Below are 22,521 nucleotides of genomic sequence, written 5' to 3'. Positions count from 1 at the left end.
TTATTGATGAAATTTTCACACTTTTTTATTCAGCGACCAATTTTTGCAGCCATGCTGTCGTTGGTTATTTTAATTGCTGGTGGTATTTCACTGTTTCAACTTCCTGTAAGTGAATACCCAGAAGTTGTGCCACCTACTGTTGTGGTAACAGCAAATTACCCAGGTGCTAACCCAACCGTTATTGCGCAAACTGTGGCAACGCCGCTTGAGCAAGAAATTAACGGCACCGAAAACATGCTGTATATGTTTTCTCAAGGTACCAGTGATGGCCGCATGACACTTACGGTAACGTTTGCATTAGGCACCGACCTAGACCGTGCACAAGTACAAGTACAAAACCGTGTAAACAGTGCATTACCACGTTTGCCCGAAGAGGTGCAGCGCTTAGGTGTAGTAGCCGAAAAATCATCACCCGATTTAACCATGGTGGTGCATTTATACTCGCCTGAAAACAGCCACGACACAGCGTATTTATCTAACTATGCCGACATTCATATTAAAGATGAAATTGCCCGTTTACCGGGTGTAGGCGATATTCGTTTATTTGGCGGTGGTAAGTACTCTATGCGTGTGTGGTTAAACCCAGATGCATTAGCAGCGCGTGAGCTTACAGCCACCGATGTTGTGGCTGCTTTGCGATCGCAAAATCAGCAAGTTGCAGCGGGTAGCTTAGGTGCACAGCCAATTTCTAACGACAGCCAATTTCAAATTTTGTTAAACGTAAAAGGGCGTTTAAACAGTGTTGAAGAGTTTGAAAAGGTCATTATTAAAGTGGGCGAACAGGGGCAATTAACGCGTTTGTCTGATGTAGCCCGCGTTGATTTAGGCCAAGATACCTATGCACTTCGTGCAGAGCTTGATAACCAGCCAGCACTTGCAATGCCAGTGTTTCAGCGTCCGGGTTCAAATGCAATTGAGCTCTCTGATCAAGTACGCGAAACCATGGCGCGTTTATCACAAGATTTTCCGGCAGGGGTTGAGTACGACATTGTTTACGACCCCACTGTGTTTGTACGTGGTTCAATAGATGCGGTTATAGCAACGCTACTTGAAGCCATTGTATTAGTTGTAATTGTGGTTATTGTATTTTTACAAACGTGGCGCGCGTCTATCATTCCATTGATTGCGGTGCCAATTTCGTTAATTGGTACGTTTGCTGTAATGCAATGGCTAGGCGTGTCTATTAATACACTTTCGCTGTTTGGCTTGGTACTGGCAATCGGTATTGTAGTTGATGATGCGATAGTTGTTGTTGAAAACGTAGAGCGAAATATAGAACAAGGGCTTTCGCCTTTAGAGGCAACACGTGTTGCTATGAGCGAAGTAACCGGGCCAATTATTGCGATAGCGTTAGTGCTGTGTGCGGTATTTATTCCTACTGCATTTATTACCGGTTTATCGGGTCAGTTTTATAAGCAATTTGCACTAACAATTACTATTTCGACTGTTATTTCGGCGTTTAACTCCTTAACCCTATCGCCTGCGCTATCGGCATTATTATTAAAATCGCACGATGCAAAACCAGATGCATTCACACGTTTACTTAATAAACTGTTTGGTGCGTGGTTATTTAAACCGTTTAACCGCGTGTTTGACCGTGGTGCTAAAGGCTACGAAAAGCTGGTACAAAAGCTTATACGTATGAGCGTTATTGTTATGGTGGCCTATGTTGCGCTGGTGGGCGGTACAATTAAATTGTTTGATACCGTACCCGGTGGCTTTATTCCACAGCAAGATAAGCAATATTTAGTTGCGATTGCGCAACTGCCAGATGCAGCCAGTTTAGACCGTACCGAAGATGTGCTCTCGCAAATGCAAAAAATAGCATTAGAAGTACCAGGCGTTGCACACACCGTGGCGTTTCCAGGCTTATCGGTAAACGGTTTTACTAATAGCCCAAATAGCGGCATTGTATTTACGCCACTTGAGAGCTTTGATAAACGTACCGACCCTAGTCAATCAGCGATGGCAATTGCTGCGCAGCTAAACCAGCGTTTTGCAGCTATTGATGAAGCGTTTGTGGCTGTATTTCCGCCGCCACCAATTCAAGGCTTAGGCACAACAGGTGGCTTTAAGCTGCAAATTGAAGATAGAGCAAATAAAGGCTTTGATGCACTATTTAATAGTTTGCAAACCATTATTGGTAAGGCGCAGCAAGACCCCGCGTTAATGGGCTTATATTCAAGTTTCCGTATTCAAGTACCGCAAATGGATATTGACATAGACCGCGAGCAAGCGCTTATTCAAGGTATTCCTCTTGATGAAGTATTTGACGCATTGCAAATATACCTAGGCTCTGTGTATGTGAATGACTTTAATATGTTTGGTCGTACTTATCAGGTTAATGCGCAAGCTGATGCTGATTTTCGTCTTGATCCTGAGCAAATCCTTAACCTAAAAGTACGTAACAGTGCAGGAAATATGGTGCCGCTTGGCTCGGTACTTACAGTTACACCAACAATAGGGCCTGACCGTGTAATGCATTACAACGGTTACCCAAGTGCAGAACTAAACGGCAGTCCAGCCCCCGGTTATAGCTCTGATCAGGCACAAACTGCTATTGAAACAATATTAGCCGACAATCTGCCAACAGGTATTGAGTACGAGTGGACAGAAGTAACGTACCAACAAGTACTTGCAGGTAACACTATGGTTTATGTATTCCCATTAGTTGTGTTGCTTGTATTTATGGTGCTTGCTGCGCAGTACGAAAGTTTACGTTTGCCACTGGCCATAATATTAATTGTACCGATGACTATTTTCTCAGCACTATTAGGTGTGTGGTTTGTAGGCTCAGACAATAATATATTTACTCAAATTGCATTAATTGTACTGGTGGCACTTGCCTCTAAAAACGCCATATTAATGGTAGAATTTGCCCGCGACCAACACGGCGGTGGGTTAACGCACTTTGAGGCAATATTAGCGGCGTGTCGTATGCGTTTACGCCCAATATTAATGACCTCAATTGCCTTTACAGCAGGGGTTGTACCTTTGGTACTTGCAACCGGTGCAGGCGCCGAAATGCGCCACGCAATGGGTAACGCGGTGTTTGCAGGCATGATAGGGGTAACGGTGTTTGGCTTATTATTTACACCTGTGTTTTATATGTTAGTTGTGAAAAAGCAGCAAAAAGCAAAGGGGTTATCGCATGACTAATTTTATCGCTAAACCTATCAAAACGCGCTTAACGCTAAGTGCTGTGTTAGTGGCTGCTTTTTTATCTGGTTGCGCTAGCAAAATAGATACACAAAGCGAGCAAAACGCTATTAACGATTTTGTAGCTCAAGCAAATATTGCCAGCAATGTTGCCACAGCAGATGAAACAAATTGGTGGCACAAATTAGAATCAAAGCAGCTAAATGCTTTGGTTAATAGCGCACTTGCCAATAACTACAATTTGCAAACAAGCCAATTAACGCTTAAAAGTACCCTTGCCCGACTTGGTGAGCAAAAAGCGCAATATTTACCCCAAGGCGGGGTAAATATTGGCGCAGCACGAAGCGATGCACCGAGTGTGTTTGACCGTCAATCGAGTGCTAACATAGCGCTTGATTGGCAGTTAGATTTATTTGGCCGTATTACGGCTTTGGTTGATGCTGCAAATGCATCAGCCATGAGCCAAGCCGAGCAAGTACGTTCACTGCAAATTGAAGTGGTATCGTCTGTTGTTAAAGGGTTTGTAAGCTATCAAGGTAATGTTGAAAAACAACACATTATAGCCATGCAAATTAACGCATTAGAGCAAAGCATTGAGGTACTTCAAGCACGTGTAGATGAAGGCGTTGCCAACGAGCTTGACCTAAACCGTACGATGGCACAGCTTAGGCAGCAAGAAGCCCTAATGCCCGTTATTGAGTATGCTAAATACAGCGACTTATCTACTTTAGCGGTGCTTACAGGTAAGCTTGCGCAAGACATTGCGATAGACAATGAGCAAAACCTGCTTGAGCAAAGCTTTAGCGTTGCGCTTAAAAATGCCAATAGCGCCATTGCCCTTCGCCCTGATATAAGCCGTGCATTGTATGATTTTAGCCAAGCCAACAGCTTAAGTGTGGCGGCAAGTAAAGCCTTACTACCTGATATTAGCTTATCAGCCTTTGCAGGCGTAGTGAGCATAGACAGCACGGGCTTAAAAAATACTGATCAGCAATGGCAAGTAGCCCCCCAGTTGCAATGGTCAATATTAAGTTACCCCGCACTCCTTGCTCAGCGCGACGCACAGCAGTTTTTAAGTGAAGCTGCCTACAGCGACTATCAGCAAATAGTATTAAATGCGGTGACTCAAAGTGAACTTTCATTGCAAATGTTGGTCAATCAACAACAGCAAGAGCGTTATGCTAAACAGCGCTATGGCTTTGCAAATAAAGCATTTTTACAAGCACAGGCGATGTACGAAGAAGGCCAAATACCGTACTTAGAGTTGTTAGATGCACGCCAGGATGTTTTAATGGCACAAGAAAACGCTGTTGACACAACTATTGCTACATTGCTTGCTAAAGTGAATGCTTATCAGGCATTTAACGGCCAATGGAGCTATGCACTGAGCAGTACAAAATAGGTAGAGTTAATTGAATGAGCAATACTGAATTATCACATCAAGGCAGCCCCTTACAAACAATGCGCGCTATTGTTTTATCACAACCAGATGAGCAAATACGCTTGCAAGATGTTGAGGTTGATATACCCGAGTGCGCCGACAACGAATTGTTGGTAAAGCTTGAGTATGTAGGCCTTAATCCTGCTGATGCCTATTTTGCTAAAACGGGATTTTGTAAGTGGCAATACCCTCATATTTTAGGCCTAGACGCCGTTGGTGTGGTAGTTAAAGCTAACAAAGGTGTGTTTCCTGGGGTTGGCGAACGAGTAATGTGGCATGCCAATATAGGTAAGCAAGGGGTACTGAGTGAATACACCACGGTACCTAATTTTGCTGTATCGGTTGTGCCCGATGGGTTGTGCCCTGCAAAGGCTGCTACGTTACCGTGCGCTGGTATGGCCGCCCTTATTAGCTTAGATAAAATTGCCATTACGGAGGGCGACCAAATCCTAATCGAAGGTGGCTCTGGTGCGGTAGGGCAGTTTGCCATTCAATATGCTAAACAACGCGGTGCCGATGTATTTACCACCGCTTCAAAGCGTAATCACAAGCTGGTAAAGCAGCTAGGTGCCGATGTGGTATTTGATTATAACGACAAAAAGTTGCGCGACAAAATTCGCCGCGAGCTTGGCCCACAAGGGTTTGATGCGGTAATTGATACCATGGGCGGTGAATCAACGCTTAGAAATATTGAATTAATGCGTTTTTGCGGGCGTATCTCGTGTTTAAACTCGCTGCCTCATTTTGATCAAGATTTAATGTACCACCGAGCGCCTAATATTAGCGTGGTATCTATTGGTGGTGCGTGGCTTGCCAATAGTTTATGTGCACAGCAACGCTTAAGTTTTATGGGTAATTTATTGCTTGAAGGCGCGCTATCGGGCGATATTAAAACACCGGCAATCACTGCGGTTGACTTTACTGCTGACTCAGTCAGTGCTGCCTTAAATAACCAAATAGCGGGTGGCTTTACAGGCAAACACGTTGTGCAAATAAGTAGTTAACGTTGCCCACCTTATTTTAAAAACGCAGCCCAAGTGGCTGCGTTTTTTTATGCCTAAAAAATAGCTTTTTATGAGTATAGGGATTAATTGTTGCCAAATAGAGGTATTTCAGCGCACAAGTGTAAGCCTTTTACTTTCAACAGTTTACGTCACCGTAAAGAAAATAAATTGAAAAAACTGTTAATTAATTGAATAGAGTAATTGATCTAAACTGATTTTTATGACGTAATGTAGGTATTATTTATCTGGTCGGATGAGTTCAATCATGAGTTTACGTACAAAATTAAAAAAAGTATTACCAAGTATTTCAATCACTGAACAAGAAGCGCTAGACGCGGGTGATGTGTGGCTAGAAGGGTCTATCTATCAAGGTAAGCCAGATTTTAGCGCACTACGCGATGTGCCAGCTGCTAGCCTAAGTGCAGACGAGCAAGCATTCTTAGATGGCCCAGTACAAGAGCTACTAGGCATGATTGACGATTCAGTTATTCAAAACGGTATTCACTTACCAGATGACATATTAGAATTTTTGAAAAAAGAGCGTTTTTTCTCGCTTATCATTCCTAAATCGTTTGGCGGTTTAGAGTTTAGCCCTTATGCAAACTCGACTATTGTGGCAACCATTGCGACAAAAAGTTCTGCAGTAGCGGTAACTGTTATGGTTCCTAACTCTTTAGGCCCAGGTGAATTATTACTGCACTTTGGTACACAAGAGCAGCAAGCGCATTACTTACCACGTTTAGCAAACGGCAGAGATATTCCATGTTTTGCGCTAACAAGCCCAGAGGCGGGCTCTGATGCTGGTGGCATTCCAGATATTGGTACTGTCACCAAAGGCATGTACAACGGCGAAGAAGTACTTGGCCTTGAGATCACATGGGATAAGCGTTATATCACACTGGCACCAATCGCTACGGTACTTGGTTTAGCATTTAAAGTAGTGGATCCAGAAGGTTTACTAGGCGGCAAAGAAAACTTAGGTATTACCTGTGCGCTTATTCCTAAAGATCACCCAGGTGTAGAGCTTGGCAACCGCCATGACCCAATGGGTATTCGTTTTTATAACGGTACTACACGTGGTAACAAAGTATTTGTACCAATGGACTTTATTATTGGTGGCCAGAAAAACATCGGTCGTGGTTGGCAAATGCTGGTTAGCTGTTTAGGCGCAGGGCGTGGTATTTCATTACCTGCACTAGGTGTAAGTACATCACAAGTGGCGTTTAAATCAGCATCTGAATACGCAGCAGTGCGTGAGCAGTTTGGTTTAGCAATTGGTCAATTTGAAGGTATTCAAGAAAAACTAGCAGACATTGCAGGTAAAACATACCTTCAAGAAGCAATGCGCGTACTGACAACTGAAGGCCTAGGCATGGGCTTAAAACCATCGGTTGTTACAGCAATAGCTAAATACCACATGACCGAGCTTGGCCGCGACGTATTAGACTCTGCAATGGATATTCAAGCGGGTAAAGCGATTCAAAATGGCCCACAAAATACCCTTGCAAGCGGTTACGTAGCACAGCCTATTGCAATTACAGTAGAAGGCGCGAACATTCTTACACGTAACCTGATGATTTTTGGTCAAGGTGTTATGCGTTGTCACCCTTATTTACAATCTATGGTTGAATCAATCCATAGTGAAGATAAAGGTGCAGATAAAGAGTTTAACGGCATTTTGCGTAAAACAATTGGTTACAGCACAGCAAATAGCTTACGTGCGTTCCGTTTAGGTGTTTTACCATTTACTGCAAGTGCAAACTCTGCATTACCAGAAGTACGTGAATACGAAAAAGCCGTGCATAAACTATCTGCAAAATTAGCAGTGTATGCTGACTTCTCGTTACTCGTACTTGGCGGTAAGTTAAAGCAGGCTGAAATGCTATCAGCACGTTTAGGCGATGTAATGAGCTTTTTATACGCGGCAATGGCATCAATTAAGTATTACGAGCAAAAAGTAGCAAGCAGCGAGCGCGAGCAAGCAGCGCCGTACTTCCACTATGCGACACGTTTTGCACTACAAAGCGCTGAAGAAGCACTGCATAAGTTTTTAGATAACTTCCCTGCAAGTGGTACTCGTAAGTTTATTCGTTTTGTAACAATGAACTACTCAACTAAAATGCCAAAAATTAGCGACGACTTAATTCGTGAATTAGCAAAACAAGCACAGCTTGATACCGCATTTAAAGCGCAAATTACGCATTTAGTTAAGCCTGTAGAAGGCGACGGTCATCACATTAACGAGCAAGCTTATAAAGCTAAAATGGCATCACTTGTTGAACTGGCCAAAGTTAAAAAAGCGCTGCGCGCTAAAACGATTAAACCAGGTACACGTTTTGCCATTACGCTAGATAACGCATTAGCGGCAAATGTAATTACTGCGGATGAACATGCGCAACTAATTGATTACAACAAAAAGCGTGAAAAAGCGATTCGCGTTGATGAGTTCGACTTTGACATGAACTTATTAGATGACAACGCACAACCAGTTAACCCACTTAAAAGTGTAGTTAATCAATAAAATTCAATGATGCAAAGCGCCCGCTGTATCGGCGCTTTTATTCTTGAATAAAAAATTAGTGTGGAGCCTCGTTTGTTTAAAACCAAGCGGGGCTTTTTTATGTGTGTAATTTAGAGGCAGGGCTAATGGTAGCTCATTTGATGGTCGTTTTGCTTGTTCAATTAGAGTAGCTGTTTAGTTTATTTTCTATACTTTAAATAAAAAGCTCAACGCATTTAAGGCTTGTGTTTGAGTATTAGGAGCAACATTTTGTTGGTTGGCTAAATGATTTAAAAAAAGTTCGACCTCATTATCTCCCATCGTTGTTGGGTGCCTCATAGAGTTAAAACGAATAAACGAAGCTATCCAGTATAAATACGCTTTAATGGTACTTTTAGCATAATGCTTTAGATACATTTGTTCGGCTATCATAGTTAAAAAAGGTGATTTCATGATATGAATCTCTAGCAAAATTTAACTGTATATATAGACAGTGCATATTGTTTTGTCCAATATTACTGATCTCCACCATTTCGGTGTATTTTCGCACTGAATAAAAATAATTTTCAGTTAACTAATTGTTTACAGGTGTTTATTTGATGGTTAAGATAAATGCATTGTAATATATGGACATTTGTCGGTTTATAAAACGACAAATGTCGTAGACAAAATTGTTATGTGTATCTAGATTATGAAGTATCCTACAAAGACTGATGTTCAAAAATTAGGTTTATTTATTCGAATATTAGCGTCAATTATTTTTACCTGTTCGCTATTCGGAGCTTTAGGTTTAACTTTCGCATTATTTACCGAGAAGTTTGAGTTTGGCTTTTTAATTGGTTTTACGGTTATTGGCATTATGTTGCACATTTCTGGAAGTGTTACCTTTAAAGGCTATGCTCCCAAATATTTGTTATTTACTCACGGTCCTAAATAAAATACACATAACAAGAATTTAAAGCGGGACTGCTAACAGTTTGCTCGGTTTCGCTACGCTACACATTTTAGCAAACAATTATCAGCCCCTTAAATGGGCGTTATATGCCTAAAATAGTCATTAGTATAATATCTAACATGGTGCACCTTTTGCATTAATATCAAATATCTATTAATACATGAGGAATTAATATGAATATTTTAAATGTAGGGCAAAACTATTCCATTACGACAGCAGCTAGCGGCAATAAAATGCCGACTGAATCTATTGCTGTAGAAAAAAACATAAACCAAAATAATTCACAACCTACAAAGATTGATATGAGAAACATATCAATTGATGAAATTAATACATTAATTAAATCAGGGGAAAGTGCTTTACTTGATGTAGTGCCATTTATACCATTAAATGTACTTGAACAATATAATAATGATCCCGAAAAAATAGGTAAAATCAAAGTAGACTTAATTGGGCAAGTTGAAAAATCTATAGATTTTAAAAAAAGCATTGGTGAGAATACTGACTTTTTATCAGGTGTTTTAAGTAAATTTAAAGATCTTGACGGTAAACAGTTAAATGGGAAGGTTGATATCTTAGCATAATACGGCATATAACAAGACCTTCAAACGGACAAAAAACAGTTTGCTGTTTTCACTTCGTTCAACATTTTAGCAAACAATTTTTTGCCGCTTAAGGTGGCGTTATGTAACTAGGGAAAGTGATGCACTCTGAGAGTCAAACTTCAGAATTACGCCAATTGGTTAAAGATGCTCGGTGGGCTATTTGGCTTTTTGTTATCGTTAATTTTTTTGTATTGGTTTTCTTTATAGCTGACGGCATTTTCAACGAATTTGTATTTGTCCTTTTATTTATTCAACTCGCTCTAGTAGCTTTCTGGTTGTTGCCTGTCTTTTGTTATCAGGTATTTATCAAAAAACTTCGAGTTAAATTGGCAATTTATAAAGCGTTGGCGTCGTACAAAGAAGCCTTAGGTCACGTATCGTGGTAGCGTTACATAACAAGTACCAATAATAAACAAGACACCCATCTTAAATTTTGTACTTAACGCAATTAGAGGCTAGCTTTTATTTAGTGTAAAAAACAAGCAGAGTGTCTTATGGCAATTGCAAGAAAGCGACAAGTAAGTTTGGTTGATACAAAATACTATCACTGTATTTCACGGTGTGTTCGTCGTGCATTTTTATGTGGCGAAGACCGTTTCACTGGTCAATCTTACGAGCATCGACGAGGATGGGTTGAAGATAAGCTGGGTGAATTAGCTAAGGTATTTTGTATTGATGTGTGCGCTTATGCCGTAATGAGCAATCATACCCATTTAGTACTGTATGTAGATGATAAAAAAGCAAATAGGCTGAATGATAAAGCGATTGTTATTCGCTGGCATAAACTCTGTCAAGGCACATTGTTAACGCAAAAATACATACAAGGCGAGAAGCTAAGTAAAGTTAAACTCATCTTTTTCAATCAAACGGTAAAACAATACCGAGAACGTTTAGCAAGTATCAGCTGGTTTATGCGCCTATTAAATGAAAATATAGCGCGTAGAGCAAATATAGAAGATAACTGCACAGGAAGGTTTTGGGAGGGGAGATTCAAATCGCAAGCACTCCTTGATGAAGCAGCACTTGCAGCGAGTATGGCCTATGTCGATTTAAACCCCATTAGAGCCAAGATGGCTAACACGCCAGAAGAGTCAGACCATGCCAGCGCTCAAGTACGCTTAATATGTGCAAAAGAAGGCAAGCAGCCAAAACAACTACTTCGCTTTGCAGGCATGTCACGTCAAGTAATGCCTAAAGGGCTGCCGTTTGAGCTTAAATCGTACCTTGAACTTGTTGAGCTAACAGGGCGAGTAATGCGAGAGGATAAGCACGGGCATATAGATAATATGACCCTTCCTTTACTAGAAAGGCTTAATATATCATCAGAAAACTGGTTAAAACTCACCACACAATTTACGCGCGTATTTCATGGTGCACTGGGCAGGCCTGCCTCACAAGAAGGGTATTGCGAAAACTTAAACCGAAAGCGGCGAGCGAATATAAGTAACTGCGCAAAGTTATTCGCTTAGAGCCTAATCACTTTTTGAGCACTCCAACTACATAATGTAGGAATTTTTGTGGCTGCCATTTGAGCTTTATTTAGTAATATCTCTATTTTAAAACTCAAATTATTTTTGGACAGTTAAAAAACATAAATTCACTAGTTAACTTTAACCTTTTGTAATTCACTTTGTAGAAATTAAGATGGGTGTCACGTTAAGAAAGGGGCTTATGGATGCTATCGTTTTATTAAAAATACCTTCTAATGTTAAACTATAAAAAACTTAATGACTTAATATAGCTATGGCATTTTACCTTCCTCTTTTACAGCCTCATTTTAAACACATTGAAATGGGCTATACGCTAACCTCGCTTTGGAGCGGGTGTGGCAGTATTGTCGAGTGCAGGCTTGATGCCGAGCCATGTGTTATCAAAGCGATTAAAATACCAAGCCACATAAATCATCCAAAAATTAAGCAAAGCGAATTTGCATTAAAGAGAAAGCAGCAGTCTTATAAAGTTGAATATAATTTTTATAGGTTATACAGCGCGTACTTACCGACAAGCGCTAAAAGTATTACCTGTATTAATGCAATTAATGATGGTGATGATTATGCGTTAGTGTTTAAAAACTTTACGCAACATGGTTTTGCTCAAGCAAGTGCGCTTGACATAAAACCAATACTTACGTGGCAAGCCCATTTTCATGCCTTTAATTTAAATAAGCCCGCAAAGGGCTTATGGCAACAAGGGAACTATTGGCATTTGAGCACGCGGCCAGATGAGTTTAATAAGTTAAAACAAAGCGCTGACAAAAAGTCCGATATTAAAAATGCGGCTCATAAAATTGATAAAACACTGCAAGCATCACACTACAAAACCTTGATACATGGCGATGCTAAGCTTGCCAATTTTGCTGCAAATGAGCAAAGTGAAATACTCGCTTATGACTTTCAGTATGTAGGGGCTGGGGTAGGGATTTGCGATGTAATGTATTTTATGACCAGCTGCTTAAGCGACGAGCAATTACATACCTGCGCCGATGAGTATTTACATTACTATTTTTGCCAATTAAAAAATGCGCTTTTAGTGTATCAACCGCAAATAAATGCCGATGACGTAATTGCAAAGTGGCATGCATTATGGCCATTAGCTTGGGCCGATTTTTATCGTTTTTTAGCGGGATGGAGCCCAACTCATTTTAAAATAAATAGCTACATGATGGCGCAAGTAAATTTAACGTTATCAGATAACAATTTATAAACATAGAGTAGTGTGTCGCTTGCATAAATATCAAGAAAATCAATGCATTTTGGCACGATCTATGAAAACTTATTTAAAATTGCAGGTCAAATGACCTTTTTTAATATAAAATACCGCCAATTCTTGTATCAGTAGGTTTTTATCATGTCAATTCACGTAATTTCACACCCTCTAGTTCAACACAAATTAGGCTTAATGCGCGCTCACGGTATAAGTACTAAAAGCTTTCGTGAATTATGCTCTGAGGTCGGTACTTTATTAACCTACGAAGCAACTAAAAACCTACAGTTAGAAGATAACGAAATTACTGGCTGGGACGGCAACAAATTAAAAGTAGAGCATATTAAAGGCAAAAAAATTACTGTTGTGCCAATTTTACGCGCGGGCCTTGGCATGATGGATGGCGTAATGTCATTACTCCCAGCGGCTAAGGTAAGTGTAGTGGGCCTTGAGCGTAACGAAGAAACGCTTGAGCCAGTACCTTACTTTGAAAAGTTAGTAGGCAATATTGATGAGCGTTTAAGCTTAGTTATAGACCCAATGCTTGCAACTGGCGGCTCTATGATTGCTACTATCGATATGCTTAAAAAAGCCGGCTGTAAAGACATTAAAGTAATTGTACTGGTTGCTGCACCTGAGGGCGTTGAAAAAACATTAGCCGCTCACCCTGATATTGAGATTTTTACTGCCTCAGTTGATAGCCATTTAAATGAAAAGGGTTACATTATCCCAGGGCTTGGCGATGCAGGTGACAAAATTTTCGGTACGGTTTACTAAGGTTTAACAGTGCAAAATAATTCTACATTTTCTATAAAAACCATTTTAACCGGCGCCCAAATGTTGTTTGTAGCATTTGGTGCGTTAGTGTTAGTGCCTTTATTAACGGGGCTTGATCCAAGTGTCGCTTTGTTTACAGCGGGTATAGGTACTTTATTATTTCAGGTAGTGACGAAAGGCAAGGTGCCTATATTTTTAGCGTCATCATTTGCGTTTATTGCGCCTATTATTGCCTCAGTACAAATGTGGGGCGTACCAGCCACCATGGGTGGTTTAATGGCAGCGGGCTGTGCTTATATGCTGTTAGCGCTATTGGTTAAATTTAAAGGGGTGGCAACACTTCATAAAATTTTGCCGCCTGTGGTCGTCGGCCCCGTTATTATGGTGATTGGTTTAGCCCTTGCACCGGTTGCGGTAAATATGGCAATGGGTAAAAGTGGCGACGGCAGTATTGAACTTATTGCTTACGATAAAGCCATTATTATTTCGCTGTTTTCTCTTGTTGTAACACTTATTTTTGCTGTGTGGGGCAAAGGTGTATATAAGCTGATCCCTATATTAGCGGGTGTTATATCGGGGTATGTTTTATCACTGGTAATGGGGGTGGTTGAATTTGGTAGCGTAAATGAAGCGAGCTGGTTGGCTGTACCAAACTTCACATGGCCCGAATTTAAGTGGCAAGCCATTCTCTTTATGGTGCCTGTTGCCATTGCACCTGCTATTGAGCATATTGGCGATATGATGGCTATTAGCCAAGTAACCAATAAAGACTTTTTAAAAAAACCAGGCTTACATCGCACCTTATTTGGTGATGGCTTAGCCACTGCCGCTGCCTCTTTATTTGGTGGCCCGCCAAACACAACTTACTCTGAAGTAACTGGCGCAGTGATGCTGACCAAAAACTTTAACCCTAAAGTAATGATGTGGACTGCTATAATTGCTGTGGTACTGGCCTTTGTGGCAAAAATGGGCGCTGGTTTACAAACAATTCCTGTACCTGTGATGGGCGGCATAATGATTTTGTTATTTGGCTCAATTGCGGTAGTGGGCTTAAATACGTTGGTTAAATCTGGTGATGACTTAACTGCACCCCGTAATTTAAGTATTGTGGCACTTATATTAGTATGCGGTATTGGCGGTATGCACATTGGGGGTAGCCAATTTAGCTTAGAAGGCGTTAGCTTGTGCGCCATTTTAGGTATTGTGCTTAACTTGGTATTGCCAAAAGCCGAACCAGAAACTGATTAATTTTGCACTGTATGTAAAATTTACGCACCAAAATAGCGCATACTAATTGCGCTATTTTTGTAAGTTACTAATAATTAAATAAAAATAATAGTGGTCTAGTACCTGCATTTGTTACTTCATAATATAAGGAGTTACTATGTCAGAGGCCAGTATTGTGGATATAACCCCATTTTTAGCAAAGCACCAATTGCCTTTAAAGTATCAGTACCTTAGTGAGCAATTTTTTATCCCGCTTGCACACGATATTCTAGAATCAAAAAAAAATAACACCCCTATTTTTGTCGCCATAAATGGTTGCCAAGGTTCAGGAAAAACCACCCTCGCAGATTTTTTAGTTACTTGGTTTAGTAACAACACGCCGTTTACCAGTGTCGCGCTTTCTATTGACGATTTTTACTTATCTAAAGCACACCGCCAAGGACTTGCCAAAGACGTACACCCATTATTTGCCACCCGTGGTGTGCCTGGCACCCACGATGTAGGGTTAATGAATACCACCATAAGCCGGTTACTTGCAAAAGAGGTTGGTGTGCCTTTGCCTAAATTTGACAAGCATCACGACGATTGCAGCCCCGAGCAAACATGGCAATGTAACAATAAACCCATTGATATTATTATTTTAGAAGGCTGGTGCGTAGGTAGTGAACCACAACCGTTATTTTCTTTAAGTGAGCCTATAAACGAGTTAGAAACACAGCACGATAAAGAAGGCGTGTGGCGTCGTTGTGTAAACAGTTGCCTAGCAAATGAATACAAGAGTGTGTTTAGTAAAATAGATTACACGGTGATGCTCAAAGCGCCGAGCTTTGAAGATGTATTTAAGTGGCGACAAGAGCAAGAGCAAAAGCTTATTGCCACTAAAGGCGAGGGCGATGGCACCATGAGTGATGAGCAACTGGTGCACTTTATTTCTCATTTTGAGCGTATTACTCGCGAAAACTTAAACACCCTAAGCGCTAAAGCTAACGCCCTTATAGAGCTTGATAGTAATCGCGATATTAGTGCTATGCACTTAACCAGCGACGATACGCTGCAACCTATTATATTTACCGACTTAGATGGCACGTTACTCGATCACGCCGATTACAACACTAAAAATATCAGTAGCTTGCTGCAAGACTTACAAGCAGCCCACATTCCTGTGGTGTTTAATACGAGTAAAACATTTTGCGAAGTGGTTGAACTTAAAAACGAGCTGAATCTTCAACAGCCTTTTATTGTTGAAAATGGCGCGGCGGCTTATTTACCCGTAGATTATTTTGAGCTTAAACCCATTGGCTGCACACAAGTAGGGGCGTATTGGTGTTATGCATTTGCATCACCCTTATCTAACTTACTTAGTGATTTAGACTCCTTAAGCAGCGAATATAAATCGCATTACAAGTTATTTAGTGATTTGTCGAGCGAGCAAATATCATCCCTCACCGGGCTTGATGAAGCGCATGCAAGGCGCGCTCAAACTCGCGATTTTTCAGACCCACTTTATTGGCACGGAAGCGATGAATTACTTAATGCGTTTGTAAACGATGTTAAAGCTCTCGGCTACGAAATAAAAATAGGCGGGCGGTTTATACATATTGCTAAAAACACCGATAAAAGCGCTGCACAGCAGTGGTTAGTTAAACAAATTTCACAACATTTTAGAAAGCCTCTCACGGTAATTGCACTAGGTGATAGTGACAACGATAAGCAGATGCTAGAGCAAGCTGATATCGCCATTATCATACATAACCCAAGCAGTAAAAAGCCGGTTAAGTTAACACATAACAAGGCGCGTTATTCCCAATCGCCCGCTCCACTGGGTTGGATTGAAGAAATAACCACATTGCCTTGTATTAGCAGCATTTTAAATACTATTGAGGAGCGAAAATCACATGGCTGATTTTTATCAAAATGGCATCATCACAACCTTACACAATATCGCCGATAGACCGGTAGAAGCGCTTGAAGAAGAGCTAATTAGTTTTAGTAAGCAACGGCCAATGGGGTTAATACTCCCTTCGTTGTTTAGTGAGCTTGAAGGCCCAGCGCTGCAAAACATTGTAAAAGAACTTAGAGAGGTTCCTTATTTATCGCAAATTACCATAGGTTTAGACAGGGCTGACGAGTCACAATACCGCCATGCTTTAGGCTTTTTTAAAGAGCTTAACCAAAACCACAAAGTGCTTTGGAACGATGGCCCACGCTTGCAAGCGCTTGATAAAGAATTACAAGAGCTAGGCGTTGCACCGCGTGAACTTGGTAAAGGCAGAAACGTGTGGTATTGCATGGGTTATAAATTGGCCACTTCAGAGGTAGAGTCGATAGCCCTGCACGACTGCGATATATTAACTTACGACAGAGGTTTGTTAGCGCGCTTAATTTACCCTGTAGCACACCCTCGTTTTAATTATGAATTCTGTAAAGGCTTTTACCCACGTACTGCAAACGGCAAAATTAATGGCCGAGTATCGCGCTTATTAGTAACGCCGTTATTACGCTCGTTCAAAACTATTTTAGGCAATACCGACTACCTTGAGTACATGGATACCTTTAGATACCCGTTAGCAGGGGAGTTTTCGTTTAGACGTGATGTGCTAAACGATATTCGTATTCCGAGTGATTGGGGCCTTGAAATTGGCGTACTAAGTGAAATGTACCGTAATTATTCGCACAATCGCTTATGCCAAGTGGATATTGCTGATAACTACGATCATAAGCATCAGGAACTTTCTCTTGATGACCAAAACGCCGGTTTATCTAAAATGTCGATAGATATAACCAAGGCACTATTTAGAAAATTAGCCACACAAGGGGTTACTTTTACCAGCGAAACAATTCGTTCTTTAAAAGCAACTTACTACCGTATTGGTTTAGACTTTATAGAAACGTACCATAACGATGCACTGATGAATGGTTTAACCTTAGATGTGCACCAAGAGGAAAAGGCCGTAGAAATGTTCGCCAAAAATGTTATGGAAGCAGGTCAGCACTTTTTAGAAAACCCAATGGAAGCGCCATTTGTGCCAAGTTGGAACCGTGTTGTATCAGCCATGCCAGATGTTTTTGAGCGCTTAAGAGAAGCGGTTGATCTTGATAATAAAGAATTTAGTGAATAAATAAAACAATAATAAGGGGCGCGTGTGAATACAGTAAGTGAATTATTTTTACAGCGGGTAGAGCAACATCTACATATTATTTATAAAGATGTTGAACTGCCCTTAAGTATTACAGAGCTGGCTGAGCAGCTTATAACTATAATTTTAGGCGACAGCCCGCTGCGCGACCCTACACCCCATACAAACCGTTGGGACGAGCAAGATATTATACTAATAGCCTATGGCGACTCTATTATTAAGCACGATGAGGGAGACCAAGCTGTTGCAAAACCGGTAGAAGCACCGCTTAAAACCTTGCACCGGTTTATAAAAGAGCAGTGCGATATGCAGCTTAATGCTTTGCATATATTGCCATTTTACCCGTATAGCTCTGATGAAGGCTTTGCGGTAATGAACTACGTGCAAGTAAATGAATCGCTAGGTGATTGGCAAGATATAAAAAATATTGCCAAAGATGTAAAGCTAATGGCAGATTTAGTGATTAATCACTGCTCTAGCCGAAGTGTATGGTTTGAAAACTTTTTAAACGATTTGGACCCCGGCAAAGATTACTTTAAAACGGCAAGTTTAACCGATGATTTATCTAATGTAGTACGCCCGCGTACGTCACCGCTATTAAATACGGTGACCACACCAAGCGGCGAAAAACATGTATGGTGTACATTTAGCCACGACCAAGTTGATTTTGATTTTGGTAACCCGGAAGTTTTAAAAGAATTTATAAGCATTATTCGCCATTATTTAGATAATGGTGTGCGTTTGTTTAGGCTAGATGCGGTTGCATTTTTATGGAAACAACTCAATACAAATTGCATTAATTTACCGCAAACGCATGAAGCAGTTAGGCTTATTCGCACCCTAATAGAGCATACTGAGCCAAGCGTTGTCATAATAACCGAAACAAACATACCAAACCAAGAAAACCTCTCTTACTTTGGTAACGCTAACGAAGCCCACAGTATTTATAACTTTGCCTTACCGCCCTTATTACTGCATACATTACTCAGTGGAGATAGCACAGCCATTAAGCATTGGATGATGAGTATGCCGCCTGCGCAAAACGGCACCACATACTTTAACTTTATTGCCTCGCACGATGGCATTGGACTTAGGCCAATAGAAGGCTTGTTACAACCAAGCGAAGTAGCGTCATTGGTGAGTACGTCTATGCAGTTTGGTGGGCGTGTATCAATGCGCACCAGTAACGATGGTACGCACACACCGTATGAACTAAATATTGCACTTTTTGATGCATTACAAGGCACGCACAATGGACAAGATAAGTTTGGCCTTGAGCGATTTATGTGTGCACACGCCATTATGTTTGCGCTTGAAGGGATCCCTGGGCTTTATATTCATAGCTTGCTTGGCACAACGAACGATTACGAACGCTTTGAAAACTCACAGCATAACCGTGCAATTAACCGTCATCGTTGGCAAGAGTCAAAACTATTATCGGCTTTAGGTGATAAATATAGCCATCATCACAAAGTGTTTAATGGTATTAAGCATTTATTAGGTATTCGAAAAAAACAAAGCGCATTTCATCCTAATGCCACGCAATTTACGCTGCACTTAGCGGGGGGGTTATTTGGTTTTTGGCGGCAAAGTATAGACAGGCGCCAAAGTATATTTTGCGTTTATAACATAAGTGATAAACCACAAGTACTTACCCTTGCAGATTTAAACTTAATTAACACCCAGCAGTGGTTTGATTTAGTGGCTAATGAAACAATTACCGAGGATCAACTCACTATAGAACTAGAGCCATATCAAAGTGTATGGTTAAGTAATATTAAATAAAGTGCAGTAATACCAATTTGCAAAATAGATCACTTAATTAAGCGCATTGGTATAAAAAGGCTCGCAGTGCGAGCCTTTAACTTAATTAATAAACGTTATTACTAATTATAAGCTGTAGCTTAAGTTAATGTAGCCAAAGCGGCCAATGTTATCGTAACTTGCGCTACCCGCACTTGTACCACGTGAACCATACGGAAGCTTACGATTAAATAGGTTATCAACACCTACTTTAACGCCTAAGCCGCTATCGAAGTTGTAACCCACTGTCATATCGGTAATAAAGTATTTACCGTAAGACATTTGGTTACTTGGGTTCGAGTTACTCGCAAGCTCTACATTTGTGTATAAATCAACTTCGCTGATAAAGCGTGTTTCAACCGTTGAATAAAAGTTATCCATTGCATAGCTAACTGATAGGTTAGTTTGCCATTTCGCTTCGCCGGTTGTACCTGCGTACTCAATATATGAACTAGGATCATCCTGGAACGGGTAATCTTTGCGTTCAATAAGGTAAGTACCAATTAAACGTGTTTTAAAGCTACCTTCTAGCGCATCAAAGTCATAGCCTAGTTCAAAATCAACACCAGACGCCTTTTGACCAGCTACGTTAAGTACTGAGTTTTGAATTAGCGAAATTTCACCACTGGCATTACGTGTAATTAAATTACAGTACTGATTGTCTATACCTGTTGTGCTATCAACACAGCGGTCAAGAATTTCTTGCGCGTCGATTGTGTCAATTGCATTTTCTAGATCAATTTCCCAGTAATCTATAGTAAGCACAGCGTTTTCTAAAAACTCTGGTTGATAAACAATACCAACCGTTGTACTTGTAGACTCTTCACCTTTAACATCACGGTTACCGCTTGTTAAGCCATCTAAAGAGGCTGAGTCGTAACCTGAGTTAAAGTCACTTGCAACACCTAATGCAGCACAGTTTGCAGTGCGTGTTGCTGCATTTGATAAATTAGCTATGTTTTCAGCGCGGCACGGGTCTTCTACGTTGTAGAAAGTTTGGCTTGCTGCACCAAATACTTCACTTATGTTAGGCGCACGAAGTGCTGCAGATTGCGTTACACGCACACGTAGTTCATCGTTAACAGTCCAATCAAGGCCTAGTTTCCAGCTAGTTGCTTCGCCAATTGTGCTGTAATCAGCATGACGTACTGCGGTATCAAATACTAAATCTTGAATAAGCGGTAAGTCAGTTAAAATAGGCATAGTTGCTTCAAAAAATACTTCACGCACATTAAACGAGCCTTTATCTTCGCCTAAAGCGTTAAAAAATGTACCTTCTGCGTTATCTGGCTCTTTTGTTTCGCTTTCTTCTTTACGGTATTCAGCACCAAACGCAACACCTACGTAACCTGCTGGTAATTCAAAAATAGCGCCATTGGCAAGTGAACCAGAAACCACGGTTTGCTTAATAGTTGACGTACCTACAGATACCGTATTTATGTAATCAATCGCTTGCTGAGATGGTGCGCCAAAACCCATAATGTTTACCGGTACACAGCCATCAGCTTGTGCAGCAGCGCTGCGACATACGATGTTGCCATCTGCATCTTCAACGGCATCAAGGGCATTAAAGTAGTTGGCTAAAATCATATTAGCGCCATTTTCGCGCTCTAAGTCAGTTTGACCATACACAACTGATGTATCTAATTCCCAGTCTTCAAACACAGTTCCTTTTAAGCCTGTAACAAAACGCGTTGTTTCACGGGTATTATTTTCAACGCGGCGGCCAAGGTCACTCATCATGCGGTTTATCATGATTGAATCAACGCCTTCCTCTTGCATACGCGCTTTGATATCTGGGTCTAGGTAAGGGTTATCAATTTTAATGCTGTTGTCGCTGTCAAAAAAGAAAAACGCAGGTTGACCTATGCTTTCGCCTTGGCTATTTACGTATTTTGCATCAAAGTAGACGTTTAAATCGTCGGTAACATCGTAGTTAACTTTAAAGTTTACGTTGTAACGCTCAAACTCAGGTTGTATTTCTTCAAATTGGCCTAGGTTAAAAAAGTCACATTCTGCACATGAATATGGATCTGCGTTATTGCCTATGTATAAGTCACGAGCACTGCTATCCGGGTTAAAGCTATTAATAAATTTACTTGGATCTTCAAGTGCATAAACACCTGCATCATTGATGGCGAAATAACCCGCATTAGGTGTTAAAATATCATCAGGAAAGTCAGCACTATTTTTGTTCTCATCCGTTTGGGCTTGGTTAGGTAAGCTGCTAAAAGATGTGCTAGTCCAAGGGTGGTCAAGTGCATTTAATGAATCTTGGCCTGAGTACTCAATAGCAAAAGCGGCATTACCACGGTCGTTATCAAAATTAGAGCCGTACGAGAACGTTGCTTTTTCGTTGTTGTAGCTGTTTAAATCGGCATAACCACGGGTAACGCTAAAATCCATACCTTCAATGTTGTCTTTTAATATAAAGTTGACAACACCTGTAACCGCATCAGCACCGTATACAGCTGATGCACCACCAGTAATAATTTCTACTCGCTCAACCCAGACGCTCGGAATAGTATTTGTATCAACAGCTTGAGAGCCCGCTGAGCTAGATACGTGGCGCTTACCGTTTACAAGTACTAAGGTACGGTCGGTACCCATGTTACGTAAATCAAGAATGTTTAAACCAGCTGTACCAATAAAGCGGCCTGAGTTAGCCATTGAATATGTATTGCCAAGTGCTGGTAAGTTGTTTAGCGCTTCACCAATGTTTACAGCGCCAGTATTAATTAGCTGCTCGCCGCTTATAACTGTTACTGGTGCCGGCGCAATAGCGCCTTCACGTAAAATACGCGAACCCGTTACTTCAACGCGTTCGATTTTTGTCGCTTGCTCATCTTGTGCAAGCACAGAATTACTCGCTGTTGCAGCAGCAGTAATCAATGCACATTTAATGCTAGTAGAAAGTAAATTATGACGTTTCATGTGTTTCCCAAAGGAGATTTTATAATAATTAAATACATTATCTTTTAGCTAAATACACAGTGCATTTAGCCTAAGCCCTATAACTTTTGTTATAGGGCCGGCGATTATTGCATGCTGAAACAATGAATAGAAGCGTGGTAATTTTTGCTTTTTCAGTAAGTTAACTCTTTATTAAATTGTCTAAAGTTGCCGCTTGTTAGCATTAACGCAACAATAAATCACTTGGGTTTTGTTAATATTAATGATATTTAAAAGGGGTTAGTGTTACATTTTTTG

The 22,521-nt window shown here is 40.7% G+C and carries 15 protein-coding genes; 13 read left to right on the top strand and 2 right to left on the bottom strand.

The features are described from left to right. Positions 1-6: 6 nt before the first annotated feature. The 4 genes from PSH48_RS06350 to PSH48_RS06335 all read left to right on the top strand — a co-directional run bounded on the left by PSH48_RS06350 (position 7) and on the right by PSH48_RS06335 (position 8,125). Positions 7-3,159 (top strand): efflux RND transporter permease subunit, encoded by a 3,153-nt coding sequence (locus PSH48_RS06350; protein WP_055253997.1) that lies wholly within the window; start codon positions 7-9, stop codon positions 3,157-3,159. Then, positions 3,152-4,561, top strand: a complete 1,410-nt coding sequence (locus PSH48_RS06345; RefSeq protein ID WP_273611141.1) for a TolC family protein — start codon at positions 3,152-3,154, stop codon at positions 4,559-4,561. The genes PSH48_RS06350 and PSH48_RS06345 overlap by 8 nt, the downstream gene beginning before the upstream one ends. Before the next feature lie 14 nt (positions 4,562-4,575). Then, on the top strand, positions 4,576-5,604 hold the full coding sequence (locus PSH48_RS06340; RefSeq protein WP_264389844.1) for a zinc-binding dehydrogenase: 1,029 nt from the start codon (positions 4,576-4,578) through the stop codon (positions 5,602-5,604). Positions 5,605-5,869: 265 nt separating this feature from the next. After that, a complete protein-coding gene (locus PSH48_RS06335; protein ID WP_273611140.1) occupies positions 5,870-8,125 on the top strand; it encodes an acyl-CoA dehydrogenase in 2,256 nt (751 codons plus the stop codon). Between the two features lie 186 nt (positions 8,126-8,311). Here the strand turns inward: PSH48_RS06335 and PSH48_RS06330 are convergent, their stop codons facing one another. Next, entirely contained in the window at positions 8,312-8,557 is a 246-nt protein-coding gene (locus PSH48_RS06330) for a phage integrase N-terminal SAM-like domain-containing protein (RefSeq protein WP_024032201.1), read from the bottom strand. A 238-nt stretch (positions 8,558-8,795) separates the two neighbouring features. Here PSH48_RS06330 and PSH48_RS06325 point away from each other — a divergent pair, with 238 nt between their 5' ends. From PSH48_RS06325 to PSH48_RS06285, 9 genes are all read left to right on the top strand, one after another. After that, a complete protein-coding gene (locus PSH48_RS06325; protein WP_273611139.1) occupies positions 8,796-9,041 on the top strand; it encodes a hypothetical protein in 246 nt (81 codons plus the stop codon). 191 nt (positions 9,042-9,232) lie between these two features. After that, positions 9,233-9,643, top strand: a complete 411-nt coding sequence (locus PSH48_RS06320; RefSeq protein WP_007991288.1) for a hypothetical protein — start codon at positions 9,233-9,235, stop codon at positions 9,641-9,643. Between the two features lie 515 nt (positions 9,644-10,158). Further along, complete coding sequence (locus PSH48_RS06315; RefSeq protein ID WP_273611138.1) at positions 10,159-11,133, top strand: transposase; 975 nt, start codon at positions 10,159-10,161, stop codon at positions 11,131-11,133. Positions 11,134-11,407: 274 nt separating this feature from the next. Beyond that, positions 11,408-12,367: a phosphotransferase gene (locus PSH48_RS06310; RefSeq protein WP_273611137.1), complete on the top strand. Its 960-nt coding sequence runs from the start codon at positions 11,408-11,410 to the stop codon at positions 12,365-12,367. Between the two features lie 144 nt (positions 12,368-12,511). Next, positions 12,512-13,144, top strand: a complete 633-nt coding sequence (gene upp / locus PSH48_RS06305) for a uracil phosphoribosyltransferase (protein WP_004586497.1) — start codon at positions 12,512-12,514, stop codon at positions 13,142-13,144. 9 nt (positions 13,145-13,153) lie between these two features. Next, positions 13,154-14,392, top strand: a complete 1,239-nt coding sequence (locus PSH48_RS06300) for a uracil-xanthine permease family protein (RefSeq protein ID WP_054981874.1) — start codon at positions 13,154-13,156, stop codon at positions 14,390-14,392. Between the two features lie 136 nt (positions 14,393-14,528). Then, the gene (locus tag PSH48_RS06295; protein WP_273611136.1) at positions 14,529-16,274 is read left to right on the top strand and encodes an HAD-IIB family hydrolase; all 1,746 of its coding nucleotides are present in this window, start codon (positions 14,529-14,531) and stop codon (positions 16,272-16,274) included. Beyond that, complete coding sequence (locus PSH48_RS06290; RefSeq protein WP_248450319.1) at positions 16,267-17,490, top strand: glycosyl transferase; 1,224 nt, start codon at positions 16,267-16,269, stop codon at positions 17,488-17,490. Before PSH48_RS06295 ends, PSH48_RS06290 begins: the two co-directional genes overlap by 8 nt. A 24-nt stretch (positions 17,491-17,514) precedes the next feature. Next, positions 17,515-19,293 carry a sugar phosphorylase gene (locus PSH48_RS06285; protein WP_004586493.1) on the top strand — a complete coding sequence of 593 codons (1,779 nt, stop codon included), beginning with the start codon at positions 17,515-17,517 and terminating at the stop codon, positions 19,291-19,293. Positions 19,294-19,398: 105 nt separating this feature from the next. Here the strand turns inward: PSH48_RS06285 and PSH48_RS06280 are convergent, their stop codons facing one another. Then, positions 19,399-22,245: a TonB-dependent receptor domain-containing protein gene (locus PSH48_RS06280; protein WP_273611135.1), complete on the bottom strand. Its 2,847-nt coding sequence runs from the start codon at positions 22,243-22,245 to the stop codon at positions 19,399-19,401. Between the last annotated feature and the right edge of the window lie 276 nt (positions 22,246-22,521).

It is taken from the genome of Pseudoalteromonas sp. Angola-4 (assembly GCF_028599265.1).
GTDB classification, from domain to species: domain Bacteria; phylum Pseudomonadota; class Gammaproteobacteria; order Enterobacterales; family Alteromonadaceae; genus Pseudoalteromonas; species Pseudoalteromonas atlantica.
This window is presented reverse-complemented; position numbering and strand designations above follow the sequence as displayed.